The organism is Blautia liquoris (genome assembly GCF_015159595.1).
GTDB classification, from domain to species: Bacteria; Bacillota; Clostridia; order Lachnospirales; family Lachnospiraceae; genus Novisyntrophococcus; species Novisyntrophococcus liquoris.
On sequence record NZ_CP063304.1, the window covers coordinates 1,560,505 to 1,587,047 of the forward strand.

The 26,543-nt window shown below is 41.3% G+C and carries 27 protein-coding genes; 25 read left to right on the forward strand and 2 right to left on the reverse strand.

The window, feature by feature from the left end:
- The first annotated feature begins 1 nt into the window (after window position 1).
- From mutL to INP51_RS07215, 16 genes are all read left to right on the forward strand, one after another.
- The gene (mutL, locus tag INP51_RS07140; RefSeq protein WP_230406905.1) at window positions 2-1,975 is read left to right on the forward strand and encodes a DNA mismatch repair endonuclease MutL; all 1,974 of its coding nucleotides are present in this window, start codon (window positions 2-4) and stop codon (window positions 1,973-1,975) included.
- Between the two features lie 68 nt (window positions 1,976-2,043).
- On the forward strand, window positions 2,044-3,012 hold the full coding sequence (gene miaA, locus INP51_RS07145) for a tRNA (adenosine(37)-N6)-dimethylallyltransferase MiaA (RefSeq protein WP_230406906.1): 969 nt from the start codon (window positions 2,044-2,046) through the stop codon (window positions 3,010-3,012).
- Window positions 3,002-4,288, forward strand: a complete 1,287-nt coding sequence (locus tag INP51_RS07150; protein WP_193737007.1) for a methionine gamma-lyase family protein — start codon at window positions 3,002-3,004, stop codon at window positions 4,286-4,288. Before miaA ends, INP51_RS07150 begins: the two co-directional genes overlap by 11 nt.
- Window positions 4,285-5,472 (forward strand): aminoacetone oxidase family FAD-binding enzyme, encoded by a 1,188-nt coding sequence (locus INP51_RS07155; protein ID WP_193737008.1) that lies wholly within the window; start codon window positions 4,285-4,287, stop codon window positions 5,470-5,472. Before INP51_RS07150 ends, INP51_RS07155 begins: the two co-directional genes overlap by 4 nt.
- Window positions 5,469-7,076, forward strand: coding sequence for an NAD(P)/FAD-dependent oxidoreductase (locus tag INP51_RS07160; protein WP_193737009.1), 1,608 nt, complete (start codon window positions 5,469-5,471; stop codon window positions 7,074-7,076). Before INP51_RS07155 ends, INP51_RS07160 begins: the two co-directional genes overlap by 4 nt.
- Before the next feature lie 127 nt (window positions 7,077-7,203).
- Window positions 7,204-7,890, forward strand: a complete 687-nt coding sequence (radC, locus tag INP51_RS07165; RefSeq protein ID WP_334298161.1) for a RadC family protein — start codon at window positions 7,204-7,206, stop codon at window positions 7,888-7,890.
- Window positions 7,891-7,915: 25 nt separating this feature from the next.
- The gene (locus INP51_RS07170; RefSeq protein ID WP_193737011.1) at window positions 7,916-8,926 is read left to right on the forward strand and encodes a rod shape-determining protein; all 1,011 of its coding nucleotides are present in this window, start codon (window positions 7,916-7,918) and stop codon (window positions 8,924-8,926) included.
- A gap of 26 nt (window positions 8,927-8,952) precedes the next feature.
- A complete protein-coding gene (mreC, locus tag INP51_RS07175) occupies window positions 8,953-9,804 on the forward strand; it encodes a rod shape-determining protein MreC (protein WP_193737012.1) in 852 nt (283 codons plus the stop codon).
- Complete coding sequence (gene mreD / locus INP51_RS07180; RefSeq protein WP_193737013.1) at window positions 9,805-10,332, forward strand: rod shape-determining protein MreD; 528 nt, start codon at window positions 9,805-9,807, stop codon at window positions 10,330-10,332.
- On the forward strand, window positions 10,317-13,238 hold the full coding sequence (locus INP51_RS07185) for a penicillin-binding transpeptidase domain-containing protein (protein WP_193737014.1): 2,922 nt from the start codon (window positions 10,317-10,319) through the stop codon (window positions 13,236-13,238). The genes mreD and INP51_RS07185 overlap by 16 nt, the downstream gene beginning before the upstream one ends.
- A gap of 63 nt (window positions 13,239-13,301) precedes the next feature.
- Window positions 13,302-14,081: a septum site-determining protein MinD gene (gene minD / locus INP51_RS07190; protein ID WP_193737015.1), complete on the forward strand. Its 780-nt coding sequence runs from the start codon at window positions 13,302-13,304 to the stop codon at window positions 14,079-14,081.
- A gap of 8 nt (window positions 14,082-14,089) precedes the next feature.
- On the forward strand, window positions 14,090-14,347 hold the full coding sequence (locus tag INP51_RS07195) for a cell division topological specificity factor MinE (RefSeq protein ID WP_193737016.1): 258 nt from the start codon (window positions 14,090-14,092) through the stop codon (window positions 14,345-14,347).
- On the forward strand, window positions 14,331-15,488 hold the full coding sequence (locus INP51_RS07200; RefSeq protein ID WP_193737017.1) for an FtsW/RodA/SpoVE family cell cycle protein: 1,158 nt from the start codon (window positions 14,331-14,333) through the stop codon (window positions 15,486-15,488). The genes INP51_RS07195 and INP51_RS07200 overlap by 17 nt, the downstream gene beginning before the upstream one ends.
- Window positions 15,457-15,852 (forward strand): methylglyoxal synthase, encoded by a 396-nt coding sequence (locus tag INP51_RS07205; RefSeq protein ID WP_193737018.1) that lies wholly within the window; start codon window positions 15,457-15,459, stop codon window positions 15,850-15,852. The genes INP51_RS07200 and INP51_RS07205 overlap by 32 nt, the downstream gene beginning before the upstream one ends.
- Window positions 15,836-16,879 carry a D-alanyl-D-alanine carboxypeptidase family protein gene (locus INP51_RS07210; protein WP_193737019.1) on the forward strand — a complete coding sequence of 348 codons (1,044 nt, stop codon included), beginning with the start codon at window positions 15,836-15,838 and terminating at the stop codon, window positions 16,877-16,879. The genes INP51_RS07205 and INP51_RS07210 overlap by 17 nt, the downstream gene beginning before the upstream one ends.
- 107 nt (window positions 16,880-16,986) lie before the next feature.
- Window positions 16,987-17,412: a twitching motility protein PilT gene (locus tag INP51_RS07215; protein ID WP_193737020.1), complete on the forward strand. Its 426-nt coding sequence runs from the start codon at window positions 16,987-16,989 to the stop codon at window positions 17,410-17,412.
- Window positions 17,413-17,474: 62 nt separating this feature from the next.
- Here INP51_RS07215 and INP51_RS07220 read toward each other — a convergent pair whose 3' ends face one another.
- The gene (locus INP51_RS07220; protein WP_193737021.1) at window positions 17,475-17,690 is read right to left on the reverse strand and encodes a DUF378 domain-containing protein; all 216 of its coding nucleotides are present in this window, start codon (window positions 17,688-17,690) and stop codon (window positions 17,475-17,477) included.
- Window positions 17,691-18,193: 503 nt separating this feature from the next.
- On the opposite strand from INP51_RS07220, the gene INP51_RS07225 reads away from it, so the two are divergent.
- From INP51_RS07225 to INP51_RS07265, 9 genes are all read left to right on the forward strand, one after another.
- Window positions 18,194-19,564: an HlyD family efflux transporter periplasmic adaptor subunit gene (locus INP51_RS07225; RefSeq protein WP_193737022.1), complete on the forward strand. Its 1,371-nt coding sequence runs from the start codon at window positions 18,194-18,196 to the stop codon at window positions 19,562-19,564.
- A 14-nt stretch (window positions 19,565-19,578) separates the two neighbouring features.
- Window positions 19,579-20,268 carry a YggS family pyridoxal phosphate-dependent enzyme gene (locus tag INP51_RS07230; protein WP_193737023.1) on the forward strand — a complete coding sequence of 230 codons (690 nt, stop codon included), beginning with the start codon at window positions 19,579-19,581 and terminating at the stop codon, window positions 20,266-20,268.
- Between the two features lie 34 nt (window positions 20,269-20,302).
- Window positions 20,303-20,908 (forward strand): cell division protein SepF, encoded by a 606-nt coding sequence (locus INP51_RS07235; RefSeq protein WP_193737024.1) that lies wholly within the window; start codon window positions 20,303-20,305, stop codon window positions 20,906-20,908.
- Between the two features lie 7 nt (window positions 20,909-20,915).
- Window positions 20,916-21,671: a YlmH/Sll1252 family protein gene (locus INP51_RS07240; protein ID WP_230406907.1), complete on the forward strand. Its 756-nt coding sequence runs from the start codon at window positions 20,916-20,918 to the stop codon at window positions 21,669-21,671.
- Between the two features lie 11 nt (window positions 21,672-21,682).
- Window positions 21,683-22,795, forward strand: a complete 1,113-nt coding sequence (gene aroB / locus INP51_RS07245) for a 3-dehydroquinate synthase (protein ID WP_230406908.1) — start codon at window positions 21,683-21,685, stop codon at window positions 22,793-22,795.
- Complete coding sequence (lspA, locus tag INP51_RS07250) at window positions 22,758-23,312, forward strand: signal peptidase II (protein ID WP_230406909.1); 555 nt, start codon at window positions 22,758-22,760, stop codon at window positions 23,310-23,312. Before aroB ends, lspA begins: the two co-directional genes overlap by 38 nt.
- The gene (locus INP51_RS07255; RefSeq protein WP_193737288.1) at window positions 23,302-24,228 is read left to right on the forward strand and encodes an RluA family pseudouridine synthase; all 927 of its coding nucleotides are present in this window, start codon (window positions 23,302-23,304) and stop codon (window positions 24,226-24,228) included. Before lspA ends, INP51_RS07255 begins: the two co-directional genes overlap by 11 nt.
- A 69-nt stretch (window positions 24,229-24,297) precedes the next feature.
- On the forward strand, window positions 24,298-24,957 hold the full coding sequence (locus tag INP51_RS07260; protein WP_193737025.1) for a cytidylate kinase-like family protein: 660 nt from the start codon (window positions 24,298-24,300) through the stop codon (window positions 24,955-24,957).
- A gap of 13 nt (window positions 24,958-24,970) precedes the next feature.
- Window positions 24,971-25,213: a kinase gene (locus INP51_RS07265; protein WP_230406910.1), complete on the forward strand. Its 243-nt coding sequence runs from the start codon at window positions 24,971-24,973 to the stop codon at window positions 25,211-25,213.
- 71 nt (window positions 25,214-25,284) lie between these two features.
- Here INP51_RS07265 and INP51_RS07270 read toward each other — a convergent pair whose 3' ends face one another.
- Window positions 25,285-26,316: a LacI family DNA-binding transcriptional regulator gene (locus INP51_RS07270; RefSeq protein ID WP_193737027.1), complete on the reverse strand. Its 1,032-nt coding sequence runs from the start codon at window positions 26,314-26,316 to the stop codon at window positions 25,285-25,287.
- Window positions 26,317-26,543: the final 227 nt, after the last annotated feature.

Genomic DNA, 26,543 nt, shown 5'->3' on the forward strand with positions numbered 1-26,543 from the left:
TGTGGATAAGGACAAAAGAGTAATTCAGGTTTTAGACAAAGACACCATTGACCAGATTGCGGCCGGAGAAGTGGTTGAACGTCCGGCCTCCATTGTAAAAGAGCTAATTGAAAATGCGATAGATGCTGCTGCCAGTGCAGTTACGGTAGAGATCAGGGAAGGTGGAATCTCATTCATTCGAATCACAGACAACGGAAGCGGAATTCCAAAAGACCAGGTGCGCCTGGCTTTTTGTCGTCATGCGACGAGTAAAATCAGAAGTGCCGCTGATCTTTTTGATATATCTTCCCTTGGTTTTCGCGGAGAGGCCCTCTCAAGCATCGCAGCGGTAGCTCAAGTGGAACTGATCACAAAAATATCCGAAGATTTGACAGGTATCAGATATGTGATTGAGGGAGGCGAGGAGAGATCCTTTGAAGAAATTGGGGCGCCGAATGGAACGACTTTTCTTATCAGAAATCTGTTCTATAATACACCGGCAAGAGCAAAATTCCTAAAGTCCGCTTTGGGTGAATCTAATGCAGTTTCTGCTTACGTGGAACAAATGGCACTGTCTAATCCCGGAATTTCCTTTAAATATATGGTAAACGGACAGACAAAACTTCACACAAGCGGAAGTTTAAATATAAAAGAACTGGTTTATCATATATACGGAAGAGAGATTACAAAGGAGCTGATTGAAATTGATTCCTCATCAGATCTAATGGAAGTTCATGGATTTTTAGGAAGACCGGCAATATCCAGAGGAAACCGAAATTTTGAACACTGCTATGTGAATGGCCGATATGTGAAAAGCAAACTTTTATCCAAGGCAATCGAAGAGGGCTATCAGGGATTTATGATGCAGCATAAGTATCCTTTTACCCTGATCTATATCAATATGGATAAATCCAAAGTAGATGTCAATGTCCATCCTGCAAAGATGGAACTTCGCTTTTCCAATCAGGAGGAGATTTTTAATCAACTCGTGAAAATGATAGCAGAGACGTTAAAAGGACGTGAAGGAATACCTGAGGTTACACCGGGAAAAGAAGAACGGACAAAGGCAGAGAAACAGACAGCGAAACATGAAGTCCCTGAGCCCTTTGAGTCAAGGCGCAGGTCCCTGCAATATCCACATACGGGAAATCAAGATCATGGAGTGCGGGGAAGCGTGTATGCTTCATCAGCCCCGCAGGCACCATCAAAACCGCATCCACAGGAGATCACTCAAGACAGTCGTTCATATGGAAAGACAGATGTAAAAAAAGCACAGGAAATGAAGAAAATTTCAGAAGAAAAACAGCCTTATGCAATCCATGAAAATAAAAGCGTCTATCGTCCCGAACAGGATAGTGTAGTACAGGATAAGAATGGTCAGCTCGAGATGTTTGATAACCGTCTGCTGTCGAAAGAAGCCCGCAGTTCACATAAGATCATCGGACAGATCTTTGATACTTACTGGCTAGTTCAGTACAATGACAGTTTGTATATCATTGATCAGCATGCCGCGCATGAAAAAGTTCTCTTTGAGAGAATGATGAGGGATTTTAAAAGCAAGAAGATTACCTCACAATACCTGAATCCTCCGGTAATTGTGACTCTAACAAATCAGGAAGAGGAGTTAATACAAAACCATAGAGATATTTTTGAAAACTTCGGCTTTGAGATTGCTCCATTTGGTGGGAGAGACTACCAGATCAGTGCAGTTCCCGATAACTTATATGGAGTGGCATCTTCTGAAATATTTATTGAAATTTTAGACCATCTGGAGGATTCCGGAAATAAAGCACTCGAAGTCTTTACTGAAAAACTGGCTTCGATGTCGTGCAAAGCGGCAGTGAAAGGAAATCATAAGCTTTCACTGCCAGAGGTTGACGCACTGATTGATGAACTTCTGACCCTTGACAATCCCTATCACTGTCCCCATGGAAGGCCTACGATAATTTCTATGTCTCGCTATGAGCTGGAAAAGAAATTTAAACGTGTTGTGTGATATGTGATACAAAGGCGGTGTGAAGCACGGAGCGATCCGTGTAACAATATTAAGTAGGAGTATGAAACTTGAAAAAACAATTGATGGTACTTACCGGTCCTACTGCTGTCGGAAAGACCAGTCTGTCAATTAAAGTGGCAGAGAGGTTGAACGGATCTATAATTTCCGCTGATTCTATGCAGGTATATAAAAAGATGGATATCGGATCTGCGAAGATTATGACGGACGAAATGTGCAATATTCCGCACTATCTCATCGACGTTCTTGAACCATGGGAAGAGTTCCATGTGGCTCGCTTTCAGCAGATGGCAATGGAAGCCATACAAGATATCTATCAGAAGAACAGACTTCCAATTCTTGTAGGAGGAACAGGTTTCTATATTCAGGCAATACTGAAAGATGTCGACTTTTCGGGGGACAGCGGGAAATCAGCATTCCGACAGGAGCTGGAGGAAAGAGCAAGGGCGGGCGGCAGCGATGAGCTTTATCAGATGCTGAAAACGGAAGATCCTGTTTCGGCGGAGAATATTCATCCGCACAATGTAAAACGGGTAATCCGCGCACTGGAATACTATCATGAGACTAAAAGTCCTATCTCTTTGCATAATGCAAAAGAGATGGAGAGGGAATCACCGTTTTGCTATTCGTATTTTGTACTAAACGATAGGCGGGAACATCTCTATGAAAGGATTAACCAGAGGGTGGATCAGATGATGGAGAAGGGGCTTTTGGATGAGGTAAAGTATTTAAAAAGCTTAGGTCTGACCAGTCAGATGGTATCTATGCAGGGACTTGGATATAAGGAATTGCTTTCTTATCTGGATGGAAATATTAGTCTTTGCGATGCAGTGGAGAGCATCAAAAGGAATACACGTCATTTCGCCAAGAGGCAGCTTACTTGGTTTAAGAGAGAAAAAAATGTTGTCTGGATTGACAAATCAAAATATGATTACGATGAAGATGCAATTCTCAATCAGATTTTACGGATCTGGGAGAAAAGAACATCGAACAGAAACGGAGAATATCATGACGATTGATAAATCGGGAATGTATAAAAAAATAGGAATCAGCAAGGAGGTATTGGGATTTGGGACAGAGGTTCTTCGAACATTGGAAGAACGGTTTGCACAAATAGATCAGACAGCAGAATACAATCAGCTAAAAGTTATACACGCCATGCAGAAACATAAGGTAAGTGAGGCTTGTCTCTATGCGTCGAGCGGCTATGGATATAATGACCTTGGAAGGGATACTTTAGAAGAGGTCTATGCGACGACGTTTGGAGCAGAGTCGGCACTTGTCCGTCCGCAGATTGCCTGTGGAACACATGCTCTTTCTGTTGCTCTTTCCGGCAATCTGCGTCCGGGGGATGAGTTGTTTTCTCCCGTTGGAAAACCTTATGATACACTAGAAGAGGTAATAGGAATCCGACCTTCGCGTGGATCGCTTCGCGAATATGGGGTGAGTTATTCTCAGACAGAACTTTTAGAGGATGGATCTTTCGATTATCCGGCAATTAAAAAAGCGATCAACGACAAGACAAAGATGGCAACTATTCAGCGTTCCAAGGGATACCAGACACGTCCTACGTTCTCTGTCACGCAGATAGGAGAACTGATACACTTTATCAAAAAAATCAAACCTGATGTAATCTGTATGGTAGACAATTGCTACGGTGAATTTGTGGAGACAATCGAACCAAGTGAAGTTGGCGCGGATCTTATGGTCGGTTCTTTGATCAAAAATCCGGGCGGTGGACTGGCTCCAATCGGAGGCTATATCGTCGGTAAAGAAGAATATGTAAGTCTTGCTGCTTACCGTCTGACTTCCCCGGGTCTTGGAAAAGAAGTCGGAGCTACTTTAGGAGTGAATCAGTCTTTTTATCAGGGATTTTTTCTTGCACCTACAGTTACGGCATCTGCACTCAAAGGTGCTGTCTTTGCGGCAAATATATATGAGAAACTCGGGTATGATGTAATTCCCAATTCAAGAGAGGAGCGTCATGATATCATACAGGCGGTAACCCTTAGAAGTCCCAGGGCGGTCATTGCTTTTTGCGAAGGGATCCAGGCGGCATCTCCGGTGGATAGTTATGTGACACCGGTTCCGGGAGACATGCCTGGCTATGACTGTGATGTGATTATGGCCGCAGGAGCATTCGTACAGGGATCCTCGATCGAACTTTCGGCTGATGCACCGATCCGGGAACCTTATGCAGTCTATTTTCAGGGCGGTCTTACTTGGCCGCATGCGAAACTGGGAATTCTGATGAGTTTACAGAAACTGGTCGAGGCAGGTGTTGTGAAACTATGAAAAAACAAATCGTCATAATTGGCGGTGGTGCTTCCGGGCTGATGGCAGGAATTACAGCAGCAAAGAAAGGTGCTGTTGTCACAATATTGGAGGCAGCTGATAAACCGGGCAAGAAACTTCTGGCAACTGGAAACGGAAGATGCAATTTTACGAATGTATTACAAGATAAATCCTGTTACAGAGGAAGTGCAAACGATCTTGCTATGAATGTTGTAAATCAGTTCTCAGTGTCTGATACATTGATGTTTTTCTCAAAACTGGGTATCTATTCGAAGAACAGGAATGGATGGATGTATCCGACCAGTGACGAGGCCAGAGCTGTACTGGATGTCCTTTTGATGGAAGCTTGCAATCTCAAGATAAAAATCAAGACAAGAGAGCGTGTGCAGGATGTACGAAGGAAAAATCAGAGATGGAAGGTAAAAACATCAACTTGGGAATATCCTGCTGATTCCGTTATCATCACCAGTGGCAGTCCGGCCGGAACAGATGAAAAAACAGATCCTTTTGTGATACAGATCGCAAAGAAGTTAGACATAGAGACGATACCCCTTCTTCCTGCACTTACTGCATTAATGGGAAAAGACACCCGTTTTTCATCTTGGGCAGGTGTGCGTATTCAAGGAAAAGCAACTTTGATTCTGAACAGTATTCCGATGAAAAGCGAAGCAGGGGAAATTCAGCTTACTTCTTATGGAATTTCGGGAATTCCTGTCTTTCAGCTGAGTCGCTATGCAATTCGGGCTGTCTTTGAAGGATGCAGCGTACTGATAGAACTGGATTTTATTCCCGAGCTTTCAGAGGACCAGCTCTATTTGAATCTGAAAATGCGAGAGGAAAACTGTCCATACAAGACATTACAGGAGAGGTTTGTAGGGCTTCTCCCCTCAAAATTAATCCCGGTTGTGGCACCCCCTGAGACAGAACTTAGCGAAATAGTCAGAAATTGTAAGCATTTCCCGGTTGCCGTTCAAGGTGCAGTTTCCATGAAACAGGCTCAGGTATGCTCAGGTGGAATTCTTTTAAGGGAACTGGACGCACACCTTCAGTCGCGTAAATACCCGGGCCTTTATTTTGCAGGGGAGGGACTCGATGTGGATGGGGCGTGTGGAGGCTATAATTTGCAGTGGGCATGGTCCAGTGGTGCCGTAGCAGGATCGGATGCCGCAAGGGGAGTGTCATGATACGTATTTTAAACTTAAAAATGCCGGTAGAACATAAGACGGAGCAATTAAAAGAAAAGATTGCAGGGGAACTTCGGATACCTGTAAAGCAGATTCAGTCCTATGACATTGTTAAAAGATCCATAGATGCAAGAAAGCAGCCGATTCAGTATGTCTATCAGATTAATGTTACAGTCGTTCGGGAAAAGAAAGTAATCCAAAAGAATAGTAGACATAAAAATATTATGTTGACCGAACCTGTGGATTATCTTTTTCCTAAATCCGGTCATAACAGACTTTTGAAGCGTCCGGTTGTTGTCGGATGTGGACCAGCAGGTTTGTTTTGTGCTTATATGCTTGCAAAACATGGATATTATCCTCTGATTCTTGAAAGAGGGGATGAGGCTTCTCTTCGAAGAAAAAAGGTCAGCCATTTTTGGAAGACTGGAGTTCTCGATGAGAGCTCCAACGTGCAGTTTGGCGAAGGGGGAGCAGGAACGTTTTCCGATGGCAAATTAAACACTCTTGTCAAAGATCCGTTTGGAAGAAACAAAGAAGTACTTAAGATCTTTGTGGATGCAGGAGCACCATCTTCCATCCTCTATGATCAAAAACCGCATCTTGGAACGGATCTTCTGGTACAGATTGTCCAAAGACTTCGCAGACAGATCGAGGCAATGGGAGGGGAGTTTCGTTTTCATTCCCAGGTTACAGATCTGGTGATAGAGGATGGCCGCGTGAAGGGCCTTGAAGTCAATAAAAAGGAAGTGCTGTCCTGTCAAGTAGTGATTCTTGCCATCGGGCACAGTGCAAGAGATACATTTTCCATGCTCAGCAAAAATTCTCTGCACATGGAAGAAAAGTCATTTGCAGTAGGTGTCCGGATTGAACATCCCCAGAAAATGATTACAGAAGATCAATATGGGAAGAATGCTTCGGCAATACTGGGTCCGGCAAGTTACAAACTTACACATAAGCTTGCAGATAGCAGGGGAATCTACTCTTTTTGCATGTGTCCAGGCGGTTATGTAGTGAATGCCTCTTCACAAACAGGGTTTCTTGCAGTCAATGGAATGAGTTATCATGGCAGAAATAGTTTAAATGCAAACAGTGCATTAGTTGTCACTGTAAATCCGTCTGATTACAGAGAGTATCACGAGGCAGGAAACAGCCGTTGTCTGGACGGAGTATTCTTTCAACGATATCTGGAGAGGGCTGCATGGCAGTTGGCTGTCGGAAAAGTACCGGTCCAGTTGTTTGAAGATTTTAAGGAAAACAGAAGAAGTGTTTTGTTGGGAGAAATCTCCCCTTGTATTATGGGAAAATACGAACTATCGAATGTCAGAGAGATTCTGCCTCCTGTGATTGGGGAATCCATTGCAGACGGGATTCGTGCTTTTGGTGAGAAAATTAAGGGCTTTGACAGACCAGATGCACTGATATCTGGTGTGGAGAGTCGTACTTCTTCTCCGGTTAAGATCATAAGAGATGAAAGTTTCGAATCCTCTCTCAAAGGACTTTATCCTTGCGGTGAAGGTGCCGGATACGCGGGAGGAATCACTTCTGCGGCAATGGATGGTATCAAGGCTGCAGAGGCAGTCTGTAAAAAATATATGAAATTATAATAAGGCATATACATTATTTTTGAGATGTGATAGAATTAAAAATACAGTGTATTCTCACTTCGTATGCACACTATTCGGGGATTAATTGTAATACGTGTAAGTCTGGGAAGAGAGCGGAGGAGGAAATATGCTTATGAAAACACGAATGAAAGAAATGCCAAAAGATCAGCGTCCTTATGAGAAATGCCTCAGATACGGTGCCGCAATGCTCTCAGATACAGAACTTCTGGCAGTGATTCTGCGTACGGGATCAGCCGGCTGTTCCTGCCTGGATCTGGCGTCCGAAGTCCTAAAAGCTTCAAAGCTTGAGGAAGGGCTTCTTGGTATTCACCATTTAAGCCTGCAGGACTTACAATCCATAAAAGGAGTCGGCAAGGTCAAGGCGGTACAGATCAAGTGTATCGGGGAATTATCAAAACGGATTGCCAGCGAGAGCACCCGACAGAAACTTACATTTGATAATCCGGATACAATTGCTGATTATTATATGGAGTTGCTGCGTCATGAGGAACAGGAGAAAATTATCTGTATGATGCTTGATACGAAGAACCATTTTCTGGGTGATGTGGTGCTGACGATAGGGACGGTAAACAGTTCTTTGTTATCTCCCAGAGAACTTTTCCTCGAAGCACAGAAATTTCATGCGGTGCATATTATATTGCTTCACAATCACCCCAGCGGTGATGCAACACCCAGCAAAGAAGATATACAAATCACTGCACGAATTAAAAGGGCAGGAGAATTACTTGGCATTACACTCCTTGATCATATTGTGATAGGAGATCACTGCTATACCAGTATCCTGACATCATAATACCAAAGAGGGGATATACTCACTCATGATGTTACATAATAGTTTCGGGGTGGATTTAGGAAGCAGCACTTTAAAAATCTACGATCAACGAAAAGACAAAATTACAAAAGAAAAAAACATGATTGCTCTTCGAGACAAGGATGAGGTATTGGCTATCGGAAATGATGCCTACGAAATGTTTGAAAAGACACCAAAGAATATAAAGATCATGGAACCTGTCAATAACGGCAGGATTGGTGATGTTTTTTTAACAGAGGCGATCCTGCATACACTTTTAAATCGAAGCGGTTCAAGCGTGGGATATCGTCCGGTTTTATACTTTGCAGTGCCAACTGGGCTGACCAAGATTGAAAAAAGAGCTTATTATGCTGTTGCTCACCGCGGAAAATTAAGAAAATGCAAAATTTTTCTGGTTGACAGACCGATTGTCGATGCCATTGCACTTGGCATTCCTTTAAACCGTACCAAAGGATCTATGATCATGAATATCGGCTCCCAGTGTACTGAGGTATCCGTAATTGCGGATGGAAGAGTGATTATCAGCAGACAGATTCCAATTGGAGGCAAACAGTTTAATGATTCGATCCGCAGCAATATACGAAAGAAAAACAATTTGCAGGTAGGCATACGGACGGCAAAACGTCTGAAGCTGTCTCTGGCTGATATGGTTCCTCAAAAGAAACAGGGCCGTAAGGTTATGGGGATGGACTGCGTAAACGGACTTGTGAGAGATGGAATTGTCACAACGACAACGGTAAATCTGGCAATTATGGATCTTGCAAGACAGATTGCGTCACAGACACGTGAGATTATTCAGAGAATTCCACCGCAGATTCGTGCAAACATTGAAAAAGAAGGGATTTATCTCACCGGCGGAAGTACCAGAATTCCCCATATGGATCAGTTCCTAAGCAGAGAACTGGAATATTCCGTACAGCAATCACTTTATTACGATTTGTGTACGGTCTGTGGTCTGAAAGAACTGATCACGCATCCTGTCCTGCACCGGTATGCATATCCTGTGACAAAACAATAGAATGAATTGCTGTAAGGGGAACAAGAATGAAGAAAAAGAAAAGATTCCAATTAAATAGTAAACATTTACTGATAGCTCTGACCTTTGTGTGCGTCAGTGCTGCAGCTCTTACTCTGACAAACCAGAATTCCTCCGGTCCGGTGAGAACTATTGCCGGATATGCAATTGTTCCTTTTCAAAATGGCATCAATCAAATTGGAAAATGGCTGTCAGGCAAAGGGCAGCGCTTCAAGAATGCAGATAAGCTGGCAAGTGAAAACAAAGAGCTGAAAGAACATATCAGTTCCCTGACGGAACAAAATAATTTACTGGTACAGCAGCAGGGGGAACTCAGTGAGCTGAAAAAGCTTTATCAGATTGATAAGACCTATTCGGAATACGAGAAAGTGGCTGCTGAGGTTATAGCACGTGATCCAGGGAATTGGTTTAATACATTCACGATAAACCGGGGATCCAGGCAGGGAATAAAAAAAGATATGAATGTGATTGCAGACGGGGGGCTTGTTGGACTCGTGACTGAGGTCGGCCCGGACTGGGCAACTGTGAAGTCAATCATCGATGATTCAAGCAATGTAAGTGCTATGACGGTCTCGACAAATGATACCTGCATTGTATCTGGAGATCTGCGGCTTATGGAACAGGGAAAACTTGCTTTTAGCCAGATGAAATCAGAAAACGCCGTCACGGTCGGCGAAAAGATTGTGACATCGGAAATCAGCGATAAATATCTGAAGGGAATTTTAATCGGCTATGTAAGTGATGTGAACGAAGATTCCAATCATCTGACGAGTACGGGATACCTGATTCCGGTTGTGGATTTTGAACATATCAGTGATGTACTGGTGATTAAGCAGTTAAAGCAGACAGGAGGCAATTAAATGCGCAGGAAAGTGGCGATTGCCATTCTGATCATAGCTACGTTTATTGTACAGACTACCGTATTTCAAAGATTGCAGGTTGCATCGGTTGCTCCAAACTTGCTGCTTATATTGACAGTATCTTTTGGATTCATGCGGGGAAAAAAGAGTGGGATGTGGATCGGATTTTTCTGCGGACTCTTTATTGACTTGCTTTACGGACAGACAATAGGAATTCATGCACTGATCTATATGTACCTTGGATATCTGAATGGTTTTTTATATAAGGTCTTTTATGATGATGATATTAAAGTACCGGTTCTATTGATTGGAGTCAGTGACTTTGCTTACTGTCTTGTCACGTATATATTTCAGTTCCTGATGAGAGTAAGATTGGATTTTACGGACTATCTCCATCATATTATTATTCCGGAAGTGGTATACACCATGATTATATCAATTGTTTTTTACCGTTTTCTTTATAAGCTAAATCAGAAATTCGTTGAGAATGAAATGGAAGGACAGGAGTTACCTTGGTTAAAAAGATAAAAAAATGGCTAAGTGAGGGTGGGAAAAAGCGCAGTGGAATCTTACTTGGGATATTTGTGATTATGACAGGTGTCCTTATTTACCGGGTGTTCTCACTTCAGGTAATCCATGGAAAGGAGTATGCTGAAGATTTCAATTTAAAGATTACGAAGACAAGACCCTTAAAAAGTACCCGGGGAAATATCTATGACCGCAATGGAAATCTGCTCGCTTACAATCAACTATCCAATTCCGTGACTCTTGAGGATAACGGGAGCTATAGCGGACGCAGAGAAAAGAATCTGTCTTTAAATGGTGAGATCTATCACTTGATTCAGATCATTCAGAAAAATGGTGATACTCTTGATTCGGACTTCCATATCAAGGTTGACGCCAATGATAATTATGTTTTTGACCTGGAGGAGAACAGTACAGCCCTGAATCGTTTTCGTGCTGATGTATTTGGCAAAAAGACAATTGAAGAGCTGAAACCTGAGGAAAAGAGTGCCACTCCTGACGATATTATGAATCATCTGATAGATGGAAAGAATGAATCTTGTTTCGGCTTGATTAATTCGAAGACTCCGTATAAAGAAACCGAGCTTAAAGAGGCCGGGCTTCCCAAAGAACTTTCAAAATCAGAGCAGCTTTCAATTGTCAATGTTCGTTATCAGCTTCGACTGACAGAATTTATGAAATATTTAAGTGTAACAGTTGCAAGAGATGTCAGTGATGCGACTGTAGCTGCAGTAAAAGAGAACCAAAGCGATCTTCAGGGAGTAAATATACAGGAAGATTCGAAACGCGTCTACACAGATCCGGAATATTTTGCATCAATTCTCGGCTATACGGGAAAACCATCTGCTGAAGAACTGGAAGAACTTCAAGCTGAAAATAAATCTTATAGCAGCAATTCAATTATCGGAAAATCTGGCATGGAAAAATTTATGGAAACCACTTTGCAGGGAAAAGATGGCGAAGAAAAAGTCGTGGTAGACAGCGGCGGAAAAGTGCTTCAGGTTCTTAAAGGTTCCAGAAGAGAGCCAACAACGGGGGACAATGTTTACCTTTCTCTGGATAAAGATCTGCAGAAGGCTTTTTATAAGATCCTGGAACAAAGAATCGCCGGTGTACTGGTGTTTAACCTTCAAAACATAAAGAATATTGACAAAAATGTGATCAATGATAACAGTTCTTTTCCTATTCCAATTTATGATGTGTATTCGGCTTTGATTGACAATAGTGTGATCGATATCAGCCATTTTGGAAAGGATGATGCCACACAGCTGGAAAAGAATGTTTTGGCAAAGTTCAATGAAAAACAAAGGGAGACATTCGATAAGATTCAGATAGAATTGACGGGATCCAAACCAAAGAGTTATAATGATCAAAGTGAAGAGATGCAGACATACATGACTTATATTGTCGATGATATGCTGACAAAGGATACTGGTATTCTTGATCCGGATAAAATAGAAAAATCAGATGAAGTATACAAAAAGTGGAAAGACGGGACAATTAGTCTGCAGGAGTACCTGACGTATGCAGCCAGTCAGAACTGGATTGATATCACGCAGATATCAGACGAAAAGACGTATCTGAATTCGACAGAAGTCTATTCATCACTGGCACGATATATATCTGAAAAGTTATCTTTGGACAACAATTTCAGTAAGTTGTTGTATCACTATATGATTATGGATGACATAATTTCAGGTACGGATATCTGTCAGCTTTTATATGATCAGAATCTTCTCACAAAAGATGACGATGAATATCAGCAGTTTACCACAGGAAAGCTGACTCCGTTCGACCTTCTGAGAAGCAAGATAGAAAAACTGGAAATTACTCCAGCGCAGCTTGCATTGGATCCGTGTTCCGGTTCTATTGTGGTTACTGATCCGAATACTGGAAAACTACTTGCATGTGTCTCTTATCCGGGGTATGATAATAATAAACTTGCCAATCAGATGGATGCTTCGTATTTTCAGAAACTTAACAGTGATTTGTCCTCACCGTTCTATAACAAGGCAACACAGCAGAGGACGGCACCGGGTTCAACATTTAAACTGGTAACCACTGCGGCAGGTCTGACAGAAGGTGTAATAGATAAGAATACAACTGTCAACTGTACAGGAAGATTCGGTGTTGGCCTGGTAGACCCTTCGGATGAATTGAACTGTGTGGCTCTTTCCGGTCACGGACCTTTAAGCATTGTCAATGCGATCAAAGAGTCCTGTAACGTCTTTTTCTGTACGGTTGCTTATAAACTAGGGCTTGATGAGAACAACCATTTTTCTCAGAATCTGGCTCTTAGTCAGATACAAAAATATGCGAATATGTTCCAGCTGGGAGAAAAAACCGGTATTGAGATCACGGAGAGTAAATCTCAGGTTACAACGACTCTGCCAATTCCCTCGGCTATCGGACAGGCTACACATAGTTATACGACGGTATCGCTGGCTCGGTATGCATCTACACTTGAGAATGAGGGAACTAATTATAAACTTTCTCTTCTGGACAAGATTACAGATGCATCTGATAAAACAGTCCGGAATATTGAACCTGAGGTTACCGGAAACGTGGAGCTTGCAAACGGCACTTGGGATATTATTCATGAAGGTATGAACAAGGTAGCTAAAAAGATTCCTGAATTGAATCAGCTTCCCGTTGAAGTCTATGGAAAGACAGGTACGGCAGAAGAGTCCGATACCCGTCCAAACCACGGATTGTTTATAGGATTTGCTCATGGCGAGGGAAAAGAAGATATTGCGATGGCAATCCGGATTCCATATGGTTATTCTTCTACCAATGCAGCAATGGTAGCTAAGGATATATTAAGTTACTACTATAATGTGGAAGATAAAGATGATGTCCTGACTGGAGTTGCTGATTCCGAAGGGGCTTCGAATGTACGGACAGATTAAGGGGGTTAAAACTTCCCACCACGAAAGATGAGAAATTAACGTGAGATCACCGGGAGGTATTATATGAGTGAAGTAATTGTTGTTACATCAGGTAAGGGCGGCGTTGGAAAGACTACCACTGCTGCCAACATAGGAATTGGTCTCGCTCAGCTGGGCAGACGTGTAGTGATGGTCGACACCGATATCGGCCTTCGAAATCTGGATGTGGTTCTGGGACTTGAAAACAGGATTGTCTATAATCTGGTTGATGTGATTGAAGGAAACTGCAGATTAAAGCAGGCACTGATCAAAGATAAACGATATCCGGATCTTTTCCTTCTTCCTTCGGCACAGACAAGAGATAAGACATCTGTCTCTCCGGAACAGATGGTGAAACTTTGTGAACAGCTTCGGGAGGAGTTTGATTTTATTCTTCTGGATTGTCCTGCGGGTATTGAACAAGGGTTTGAGAATGCAATTGCAGGTGCAGAGAAGGCAATCGTGGTGACTACCCCCGAGGTTTCGGCAATACGCGATGCTGACCGGATTATAGGACTGTTAGAAGCACATGATCTGCGCGAAATCGGACTTGTAATCAATCGGATTCGTCCCGATATGGTGCGAAGAGGTGAGATGATGTCCGTAGACGATGTTGTAGATATCTTGGCTGTTTCCCTGTTGGGAGTCATTCCCGATGATGAACAGATTGTGGTTGCAACTAATCAGGGTGAATCTGTAACCGGATGCGATTCTGATTCGGGCAGAGCCTTCGTCAATATAAGCAAAAGACTTACCGGTGAAGAGGTTCCATTCCAGACTTTTAACGAGAAGAGGGGACTTATCAGCCGCCTTTTCAGACATTAGGTGTCGCTATGCGTGTATTCCTACGAAAAAAGAAGACCCCTAAGACGATTGCGAAAGAACGTCTGTCTAATCTGCTTCTTGCAGAGAGGATGGATTGTTCGCCACGCATGATGCTAATGATGAAGAATGATATTACACAGACAATTAATCGATACATACCGGTGAATGAAGATGATATCATATGTCAGATCAGGCATACACCGGCAGTACTGATATACGAAATACCGATAAAACGAACAGAGGATACGCATGTTAAAACGCTATAAAATACGTAACTACAATTTCAGATTGGTTATAATGCTTGTTGCCATTTCAAGCCTGGGTGTCCTGCTGGTTGGCTCCGCCGATCCAACGCTGCAAAGAAAGCAGCTGATTGGTGTGATTGGCGGGCTGATCCTGATGCTTATTGTTTCACTGATGGATTTCAGCTGGCTTCTGAATTTTTACTGGATCATCTATGCTTTGAATATAGCACTTCTGATTATAGTTGTACTTATGGGAAGCAGCAAAAAGGGTGCTTCCAGATGGATACAGATACGTGGCTTTCAGTTTCAGCCGACAGAAGTATGCAAGATTTTGCTGATTATGTTTTTTGCCATGTTTCTGATGAAACATGAAGATGATTTGAATACATTTAGAACGATTGTCGAATCTTTGGCACTTATTGCAGTTCCTTTGATTTTAATAGCGAAACAGCCAGATCTGAAAAACACCCTTACGATTGCCGTGATATTTTGTATTTTGATGTATGTAGCAGGTCTGAGCTATAAAATTATCGGAGGAACGATACTTGTCGTTATACCGCTTATCGTGGTGCTTCTACTATTGATCACACAGACGGACCTGCCAATCATTAATAATTATCAGAAAAATCGTATCATGGCAAAAATATTTTCCGAAGATGCGGAGTACAGCGATGATCTAAGACAGCAGGAAAATTCGATTACAGCAATTGGCTCGGGACAGTTAGGTGGAAAAGGTCTTAACAATAACGAGGTGTCTTCTGCAAACAAAGGTAAGTTTGTGGCTGAGAGTCAGAACGATTTTATCTTTGCGGTGGCAGGTGAAGAACTCGGATTTGCAGGGTCATGTACCTTGCTGCTTTTGCTGTTTGGCATTGTTTTTGAATGCATACGCATGGGCGGCCGGGCAAAGGATCTTTCCGGTACACTTATATGCTGTGGTATGGCATCTTTGGTGGCAATACAAGGGTTTATTAATATAGCTGTTGCAACCGGACTGTTTCCCAATACAGGGACACCACTGCCGTTTGTCAGTTATGGTCTTACATCGCTTTGGAGTCTGTATATTGGTATGGGACTTGTATTGAATGTAGGACTTCAGAATAGAACTTATCCAGGAGGAGAAAAGAGATATGAATATAGGGCTTATCGCACACGATACTAAGAAAACATTACTTCAGAATTTCTGCATTGCGTACCGTTCAATTTTAATGAAACATGAACTATACGCAACAGGGACCTCCGGACGTCTGGTACAGGAAGAATCGAATCTCAATGTGCATAAGTTCCTGCCTGGTCATGTAGGCGGAGAGCAACAGCTGGCAGCTATGATTGATCAGGGAGCGATTGATCTGCTTTTTTGTTTTTACGATCCAAAAAAGCCAAGAAAACAGGGACCAGATGTGCATGAGCTGATCCATCTTTGTGATCTCCATTGTATCCCTGCTGCAACGAATATGGCTACTGCTGAGATGTTGATAAAATCTTTAGACAGAGGGGATCTGGATTGGCGTGAAATCTACAGATAACTTTAAGAGGGCAAAGACAAAAAGAAATAATAAAACCTTGAATCTACTGCTGATTATTGTTTTGGTCTTGGCATTGATTCTAGGGGCTATACTTGGAGTCATTAATTTCAGGCAGAGCAGAAAGATGGATCTGTCAGTTCCCTATGATATAAACAGGAATCTTCCAATTGATACAACAGCCTCTGATGGCGTTTCGACTGCGGATGGCTTTGCTTCTGATTTATGCGCAGCCCCTGCGTCACTTCCAAGAGATGGTGTTGCGATGACGTCGGGTGATGAAAAAGCCCTGCTTTTCAATCTTGATACGTCAGTTCCGCTGTTTGCGCAGGGAATCTACGACAGAACATACCCCGCAAGTATTACAAAGATTATGACTGCTATTATAGCTTTAAAATATGGAAACATGAATGATGAAGTGACAATTTCAAAGGAGGATGTAACTCTCGAAAAAGATGCTCAGCTCTCCGGTATGCTGCCTGGTTACAGGACTTCGATGGACGGACTGTTTCATGCGCTGATGGTGTATTCTGCAAATGATGCAGCTATGGCTATCGCCAGGCATGTCGGCGGAACAGTAGAGAACTTTGTAGCTATGATGAATGATGAAGCAAAGTCACTGGGAATGACCGGAACACATTTTGTAAATCCACATGGTCTGCATGACGATAATCATTATACCACAGCTTATGACATTTACCTTATGTTTAATGCTGCTTATCATTATCAGAAATTCTATGATACTATGCAGACGAATGTATATAATCTAAATGTAATAAAACCCGATGGAAGTGCATCTGTTATCCGCCTTGACTCTACAGATAAGTATCTGACCGGTGAAAAGACTGTACCACAGAAGGTCTCTGTTCTGGGGGGAAAAACCGGTACTACAAGCCAGGCTGGATCCTGTCTTGCAATATTAAGCCAGAATTCATACGGCCAGCCATTTATTTCCATTATATTGAACGCTAGGAACAAAAATATATTATATGATGATATGGATCTGCTCCTTAATCAAATTAATCAATGAATTTTCAGTTTTTGGGTTGTAAAAAGTGCTTATCTGCACTATAATTAAAAAAGGATCTAAGAAGTTTTTAGTGAAATTACATATCCAAGTCTAAGGAGGAAACTGCTATGGTTCAATTAATTGTGGGTAATAAAGGAAAAGGGAAGACAAAATACCTTTTAGACAAAGTAAATAAAGAGGTAAGGGCTGCATCAGGCAGCATCGTTTATCTGGATAAAAACTCAAAACATATGTATGAACTGAACAATAAGGTGCGCTTGATAGACTGTTCTCGTTATCCGCTCACGAACAGTGATGAATTTATTGGTTTCATCTGCGGAATTCTCTCGCAGGACCACGACTTAGAACTTATGTATCTGGATAGTTTCCTGTATAATGCTAGACTAGAAGAAAATGATGATCATATGGAGGAATGTATTGATCAACTTGAGAATATTGGTAATATCTTTGATGTTACCTTTGTTCTTTCTGTATCAAAAGATAAAGAAGAACTTTCAGAGAAACTGCAGGATAAAATTATATTTTCTCTATAATCATAGTGACAAAAAAAAGGGCCTGAGGGTCCTTTTTTTGAAACATGAAATACAGAATATTCCTAATCTTCTTTCTTGCCGTCTGTAAATCTTCCGTATGCGCTGAGCAGATAAAGGCCACATATACCTATTATGATATATATAATTCTTGACAGCCAACTTAAATTTCCAAATAAAAATGCAACGAGATCAAATTTAAGCAAACCAATCAGTCCCCAGTTGACGGCTCCGATGATTACGAAGGTCAGGGCTGTGTAATCCAATCCTCTTGAGTTCATTGTCGTTTCCTCCTGTTACTCTATGACTCTATTTTTCCCATACCTGAAAATATTATACATGCATTTATACAATGTTGTATTATTTTACTGAATTTGATCTTGAGTATTAGCCACTAAAATGATAAAATATGATATGATACAAGGGTTTCAAAGCCATGCTTTTCATGCTTGCATGAAAAAGCATGACCTTGAAACCCGAACAAACATGAGAATGAAACCCGATAGGGTGGAATTCGAATGTTTGTAGGATTGCGTGAGCGCAAAGCGCGGAGCAATCTGTGGTATCATCAAGGTGCGGAAGGCCACAGACAAATCAGTGCTCTTTTTCATGTTTTATGAAAAAGGCATACTCATGTCTGACCGGAGCCGAGTGAAGATGCGTGAGCGCAAAGCGCGGAGCCATACTCACGTCCCAAACAAACGAGGAAATGGAACAAACAGAGAAATGAAGCCCGGGAGGCCAGAAAAAGCCGAAAGATATATCAAGGAGAGTATAAACTGCATTGAGTAAAGGGAGTAAGACGAGAAAAAAGCGTCAGGGGCATCTCAATCTGCATAAAAAGGTAAATTGGAATATAGGTACTGTGATTTTTTTTGCACTGTTTATCTATATAGTGATCAGTCTGGTCATGTATCTCACGGCTGACCATATTACTTCTTATCAGGTAATGTCAGGGCCTCTGTCTAAGAATCAGGTCTATACTGCTATGGCCATGCGTAATGAAACAGTAGTGCGTTCGGAGACGAATGGCTATATTAACTATTATGCAGGAAATATGACAAAAGTTCGTAAAGACGGGCCAGTGTGCAGTATCAGCCAGACAAAACAAAAATTGCAGAAAAGGGACTTAAGTGACAGCGAACTTGCGGATATTCATACGGATGTTTCAAAGTTTTCCAGATATTATAATCAGAATAGTTTTGAATCTGTATATGATTTTAAGAATTCTTTGGGAGAAAGCCTGCAAAACCAGAGTATCACGCTTCAAGATGCAAAGGATGGGCTGCCCGTGGAGACTTTGTCAAGTGATATCGATGGTATTGTTGTCTACTCTGCCGACGGAATGGAGAATTTAAGGGAAGAAGAGCTGACTCCCGAGATTTTTGACAAAAAAACATATAAGAAAGAAAATTTGAAGTCGGGAGAGAAGATTCACACAGGAGATTCTTTGTACAAGGTTGTGACAGATGATAGTTGGTTTATTGTAATTCCGATTTCAGAAAAACAAGCTTCCAGACTCGAATCTAAGAAACAGATTAAAGTTAAGTTTTTAAAAGACAATGAAAGTGAGACTGGACAAGTCTCCGTGCTTGCCACAAAGGGACAACTCTATGCAAAAATCGCATTTAATTCTGGAATGATTCGTTATATTAATGATCGTTACCTTGATGTAGAGCTTGTTACAAATACTAAAAGTGGATTAAAGATTCCGGTTTCATCTATTGTAAAAAAGGATTTTTACACAGTTCCTGCTGAATTACTTATGAAAAACTCAGATAATGAAATCGGATTTTTTAAAGAAATTAAGGATAAAGACAACGTAAAAACAGAATTTGCAGATGCGACTATCTATACAAGGAATACTCCCGAAAACAGTGAACAGGAACTGCTGTATATAGATACTGATGCATTAAAAAAGGGAGATATCCTTGTCAATACCGACGATAATATAAGGTATTCAGTAGGAGAGACGGCACCTCTTTTGGGGGTCTACTCCATGAATAAAGGGTATGCAGTTTTCAGAACCATATCCATCATAGATCAAAACAAAGAGTACTGCATTGTGGATTCAAAGACCAGATATGGAATTTCGCAATATGATTTTATAGTACTAAATGGAAATACAGTTAAAGAAAAAGAGATTCTGTACTAGGAGGGACCACTGAATTGTTAAGAGAAAACTTTGATGAGGTAGAAGATAAGATCAGTCAGGCATGCATAAGGTCAGGACGAGAACGCAGTGAAGTGACACTCATTGCCGTGAGCAAAACAAAACCTGTGGATATGTTGAGAGAAATCTATGACTGTGGTCAAAGAGACTTTGGTGAAAACAAGCCTCAGGAGATGAGAGACAAGACGGCTCTGCTGCCTTCAGATATCAGATGGCATATGATCGGTCATCTCCAGAGAAACAAAGTAAAATATGTGGTGGACAAAGCCTGCCTGATTCACTCGGTTGATTCGGTCAGGCTTGCTAGGGCCATCAGCGATGAAGCTGTAAAAAAACAATGTCAGGTTCCCATTCTGATTGAGGTCAACGTCGCCGGCGAAGAGAGCAAATTCGGAGTATCAGTGGAGAATACGTATTCACTGATCAACGAAATATCAGCATATCCCAATATCCATATAGAGGGTTTGATGACAATCGCTCCTTTCGTGGAAGAACCCGAGGACAACAGACCGGTTTTCCGTAAATTACGTCAATTAGGTGTTGACATCAAAGCAAAAAACATTAATAATGTTAATATGTGTATCTATAGCATGGGAATGACCAACGATTATGAGGTGGCGATTGAAGAGGGAGCTACTATGGTGCGAGTTGGTACAGGGATTTTTGGAGCCCGCAATTACACTTGATGCACCACAATAAATAATAGGAGATTATTGAGATATGAGCGTATTAGACAAGTTTTTAGATGCAATCCGGTTGAATGATGATTACGACGATGAGGATGAATTCTTTGATGATGATATAGAAGAGGACTTTGAAGATGAAAAACCCAAAAAGCGTTTTTTCAGGACTTTGGATGATGACGACGATTTGGAGGATGACTTTGTAAAACCGAAGAAAAAAACAACAGTTTCCCATCACGAAACAAAGACTGCATCACCTTCATCAAGACAGAGTATGCCGAAACAGTCGAGGTCTGTACAGCCAAAATCGTCTGCAAAAGTAACACCTATGAGAAAAAAACAGGGAGGGAGTGGCATGGAAGTATGTGTGATAAAACCTAATTCTATGGAAGACACCAGAGAAATTGCAGATACGCTTTTGGCGAATTGCACTGTAGTTTTAAATGTGGAAGGAATTGATGTTGAGGTTGCACAGAGAATCATAGATTTTTCTTCCGGATCGTGTTATTCAATCAATGGAAGCCTTCAGAAGGTGTCAAGCTATATCTTTATCCTTACACCGGAAGATGTGGAGATTTCCGGAGATATTCAGGATATCCTGAATGATGCCTTTGAACTCCCCTCAATACGGACAGAGTTCTAGGAGGCCGATGATGGATAAGGGGCTGCAGATCAAAAAGCGGCTGGAAGAACTTGCCGATACGGCTTATCAGAGAAGTATCGTAACTTTTACCGAATTTATGGATTTAGAGGAGCAACATATGTTACATAGTGTAAACTGGAGAGATTATGGTGTAACAGCCAGTCTCTTCGGCGGCTATGATATGGCAGAGCGTCAGATGGCAGCATTTCTTCCTGATGCTCTTGTTTTTGAATGGAAATATCCGTTTGTCTGCGTGAAGATTTTTCCTGAATCCATAAAGTTTTCAGAAACCATAGGCCACAGAGATTTTCTTGGAGCGATTTTAAATCTTGGTATTACAAGGAATCGCCTTGGCGATCTGATTGTGAGGGATAACTGCGGATATGTCTTTGCAGAAGAAAAGATTGCGCACTTTTTGTGCAGCGAACTCACAAGGGTAAAACATACATTGGTAACTGCAGAAATCTGTGAAAGTGTCACGAGTTTTCCCGGTCCCGATGAGAAAGAAATTAAGGGAAGCGTTGCATCACTCCGTCTGGACAGTATGATTGCTCTGGTTTTTGGCGGTTCCAGAACCTCCATAGTCCCATATATTGAAAATGGCAAGGTTTTTGTAAACGGTAAAATGATCGTTTCAAATGGTAATTTACTGAAGAACAACGATATAGTCTCTGTCAGGGGTCTCGGTAAATTCCGGTTTGGACAAGTTTTGCATCACACAAAAAAAGGAAGAAATCTGGTAGTGGTATATCGCTATCAGTAGGAGGACATTCGATGAAATCAATGACAGTACAGACGAACCATATAAAGGGAAATGGTCGGTATGATATCGTGTGGGAAGATAGCTTTTCAGAGCTAATGGGACAGATAAAAAAACTTCATCTGAAGGCAGACAAGTACTGTATTGTGGCAGACAGTAAAGTTGCACGAGTGTATCTTGATAAGGTAAAAGAGATCCTTGAAAAAGAAGGCCTATACGTCACAACTTTTGTATTTCCAGAGGGAGAGTCATCGAAAAATCTCCAGACGATTCAAAATATCTACACGCATCTAATAGGGGAACATTTTGACAGAAAGGATATTCTAGTGGCCCTTGGCGGCGGCGTGACTGGTGACCTGACAGGTTATGCGGCAGCTACCTACCTTCGCGGGATTGATTTTATCTCCATCCCGACAACGCTGCTGGCACAAGTGGACAGCAGTATTGGCGGAAAAACAGGTGTCGACTTTGAACAGTATAAAAATATGGTCGGTGCATTTTACAATCCCAGACTTGTATATATGAATCTCTCGACACTGAACACTTTATCTAACAGACAATTTGCCTGTGGTATGGGGGAGGTACTAAAGACCGGACTTTTGGGTGACGACGATCTGTACATCTGGACGATTAATCACATGTATGAGATTGAAGAAAGAGATCATGAAGTAGTACAAGAACTTATTCGAAGATGTTGTGAGATTAAAAAGCATGTGGTAGAACAGGATCCCGAAGAGGAGGGAATGCGGGCTGTCTTAAACCTTGGACACACGATCGGACATGCGATTGAGAAGCTGAAGGACTTTGATCTGACACATGGAGAATGCGTAGCACTTGGGACTGTCTGCGCAGCAGAGATTTCACATAAGAGAGGTTATCTGTCAACGGAGGAATTTTACGAGATCAGGGATATGAATGTAGGATTTAATCTTCCGATTACTGTAGATGGCATTAATCCCAATGATATTCTTGAAGTTAGCAGGAAAGATAAGAAGGTGGAGCATGGTCTTAGAAGATTTATCCTTCTAAAATCTATAGGAAATGCTGTAATCGATGACACCGTGACTGATGAGGAGATGTTAGAGGCATTTGAATTTATTAATGGAGATCGAATTGATGCAGAGTAAAAAGAAAAACTGTATGTATATTATCATTGCCATACTGGCAATTGCAGCACTTTTGGGATTCGATCAGTGGACGAAGCATCTTGCAGTCGTATATCTGAAGGATAAACCCAACATCGTGCTGATTCAGGGAGTACTCGAGCTGGAGTATCTGGAAAACCGTGGAGCAGCGTTTGGTATTCTTCAGAATCAGCAGTGGCTGTTTGCAATTCTTACAGTCCTTTTTTTGGGGATCTCCTTTTATGTGTTTTGGAAGGTACCGAAAACCTCTCGCTACATGCCCATCTTTTGTGTTTTTATCGTCCTTGCATCTGGAGCTATCGGAAATTTTATTGATCGTCTCAGGGAAAAATATGTGGTCGATTTTATCTATTTTAACCTAATTAATTTTCCAATTTTCAATGTCGCAGATATTTATCTGACCTTGTCTGTGGTGACGATCTTCATTCTTATCTTGTTTGTCTATAAAGATGAGGATTATGACATGATTTTTGGAAAGCGAAGCAAAGATGGAGTTTAATGAGTTGAATTTTGAGATTAAAGATGAGGATGCTCTTCAGCGAGTGGACCAATATCTTTCCGGACAGCTGTCGGATTATTCTCGTTCATTTCTGAATCGGCTGGTAAAAGAACAAAATGTCCTGGTTGATGGTAAGTGTGTGAAACCAAGTTATCAGGTTCATGGGGGTGAAAATGTAAAAATAACACTCCCGGCGAAGAAAAATACAAAACCACAACCAGAAGACATTCCTCTGGATATTCTCTTTGAAGACAGAGACGTGATTGTAGTAAATAAGCCGAAAGGGATGGTTGTGCACCCGGCGCCCGGCAATTATAGTCATACCCTTGTAAATGCTCTGTTGTTTCATTGCGGTGATCAGCTTGCGACTAATGACGAGATGCGTCCCGGTATTGTTCATCGAATCGATAAGGACACAACCGGGGCACTTGTAATATGCAAAAATGATACTGCGTTTGCCAGTCTTAGCGCCCAGCTTGCCGCTCATACTATCACACGCAGGTATCGTGCCATCTGCTGCGGCGAGTTGACCGAAGAGGGGGGTACGATTGAAGGTAATATTGGAAGAAATCCTCATGACAGACTCAAGATGGCTTCCGGTCTTCCACAGGGAAAGCCGGCTGTGACTCACTACCGGGTATTAGAGCGCTTTCACGGATATAGTTATATAGAGTGTCGTCTGGAGACAGGCAGAACACATCAAATTCGCGTTCATATGGCGAGTATTCATCACCCGATCCTGGGAGATGAAGTATATGGTCCGAAAAAAAATATGTTTAAACATCTTCAAGGACAGACGTTGCACGCAATGATTCTGGGATTTCATCATCCCTTATCGGGTGAATATATGGAATTTACAGCGCCATTGCCTGAATATTTCACGGATTTATTGAAAAAAATGAAAAATGTGCTATAATGAATAGAAGAAGGTTTCTACTTTCTTTTCCAAATAAACTGGTTTTCTTTAAGAAGGGAGAGATGCAGTTTGAGAACTATTATAACAATTGGACGACAATATGGAAGCGGTGGTCATCAGATAGGAAAAATACTTTCTGATGAATATGGTATTGGATATTATGATAAGGAACTACTGGACAGAGCGGCAAAGGAAAGTGGAATTGGCAAAGAATTATTTGAAAATCAGGACGAAAAGCCAACTAGCAGTTTTCTCTACTCATTGGTTATGGATACTTATTCTTTTGGACTTGGAGCTAGTCCCTTGTCAGATATGCCTCTGAATCAAAAAGTTTTCCTTGCACAGTTCAATGCAATCCGTAAGATTGCCGATGAGGGAGCCTGTGTGATGATCGGGCGCTGCTCAGACTACGCACTGGCTGAGAATCCAAATCTGTTGAGTATCTATATCCATGCGGATATGCAGACACGAATTCGCAGAATTGCAGCAAAATACGATCTGACAGATGCCAAAGCAAAGGAAAGAATTCAAAAGACAGACAAAAAGCGTGCAAGTTACTATAACTACTATACCAGCAAGAGATGGGGCGATGCGGACAGCTATCACCTTACCTTGGACAGTGGAATACTTGGGATCCAAGGTTGTGTTGATACTATAAAAAAAGTTGTTGAATGGAAAGAGAAATCGGATATAGATAAACAGATGATCTATGATGCGACAAAATATTAAAGGACTGTCCATAATGAAACGTTTATCAAAGATTCAAAAAATGCTAAAGGGAAAAAATATCTCGTATACCTATTCAGAGGAAGATGGATGCGGCAGTGTAGATTTTCTTCACCGTGGTCTTCCCTATCACATCTGGGAATATGCAGATGAAACTACACCTTGCGGTGTGGAGACTAATGTGTTCCATGCAGGACGCACAGAAGAGATTGAGGGCGATTACGAGGATATATTAATTAACGAGATCAAATCATGGTAATAAGAAAAAGCGTTGTCATAAAATATGACAGCGCTTTTTTCAGGCGGGAGGACTGCATGTATGAAATTTGTTTAGTCATCGCTGGAATTGCGGTATATGACTTTAGTTTCGATATAAGATAATTCGTAAGGCATATTCGGATATTTGATCCGGTATAAGATTTGCATTGCAAGGCGCATACCAATATTCTGATTGTAGACATGAACAGTGGTAATGTTCTCGGCAATTGGGCTTTCTATATTGTCATCGAAACCAGTGACAAGTATATCATGTGGAACACGAATGTTTCGTTTGCGTAATGATGAAATTAAGAGGCATGCCACATAGTCACTGGCACAGACAAATGCCTGAGGTATAGAGGAGAGGGTATCGAGAAATAACTCAATTTCCTCTTTATATGTGTCTTCACCAATAGATCCAGTAAGAGTAAGAGTATGATCAAGAGCAAGATTATGGTCATCCAGAGCTCCTAAAAATCCTTCATATCTCTCGTGATTTGACTTTGCGTAGTTTATATCTCCGATAAATCCGAATGTCTTTATTCCTTTATCAATCAAATGCTTTGTAAGTTTAAAAACACTATTATAATTTTCCATTAGAATGACATCTCCGTTTAACTCAGAAGTCGGAACAGAGACTGCAGTATCGAAAAAGACCTTTGGAATGTCACATGTGGAAAGCAGTTTCAAGAGTTTTACATTATAAACATTCATGATGATCATACCCTGTGTATTTCCGTTTGAGAGGGAGGCGGGCAGGATATAATTTTCGTTAATCTTGGATGGCAAGTAAGTATAAACCAGATTTATATTCTGCTTGGAAAATTCTTTTGCAATCTGGTGTATAATCCGCATCCAGAAGATAGATGATTCAGGACGCGATACAGCAAGCGCAATATTGAGAGGTGCATCTGAAGATTCTTTTTTTGATTTATCCGGACGGTCTATTCCTTCTGGGAGTGAATAGTCCATCTCTAATGCCCTGGATATGATTTTATCTTTTAATTCATCAGAAACACCTTCTTTATCGCTGAACACCTTCCAGACAGTAGTTCGCGAGACGCCCAGAGAATCTGCAATATCTTGTAATTTTACTTTTTTCATTTCTACACCTATCTACCCCTATCTGCACTTTATCGTGCTTTCTTTATCTACTATTGAGTTTTCATTAAGCTATTGTATGAAAGCAAATAACACATCCCATTATTTTATAGTATATCATTATATGACTTGGGTTTCAATGACATTTAACATAATGAACGTAATGTTAACTTGATTAAACTAATTTAGAAAAATATTGGATAAAAACATAACAATAAAAAAGATAAATA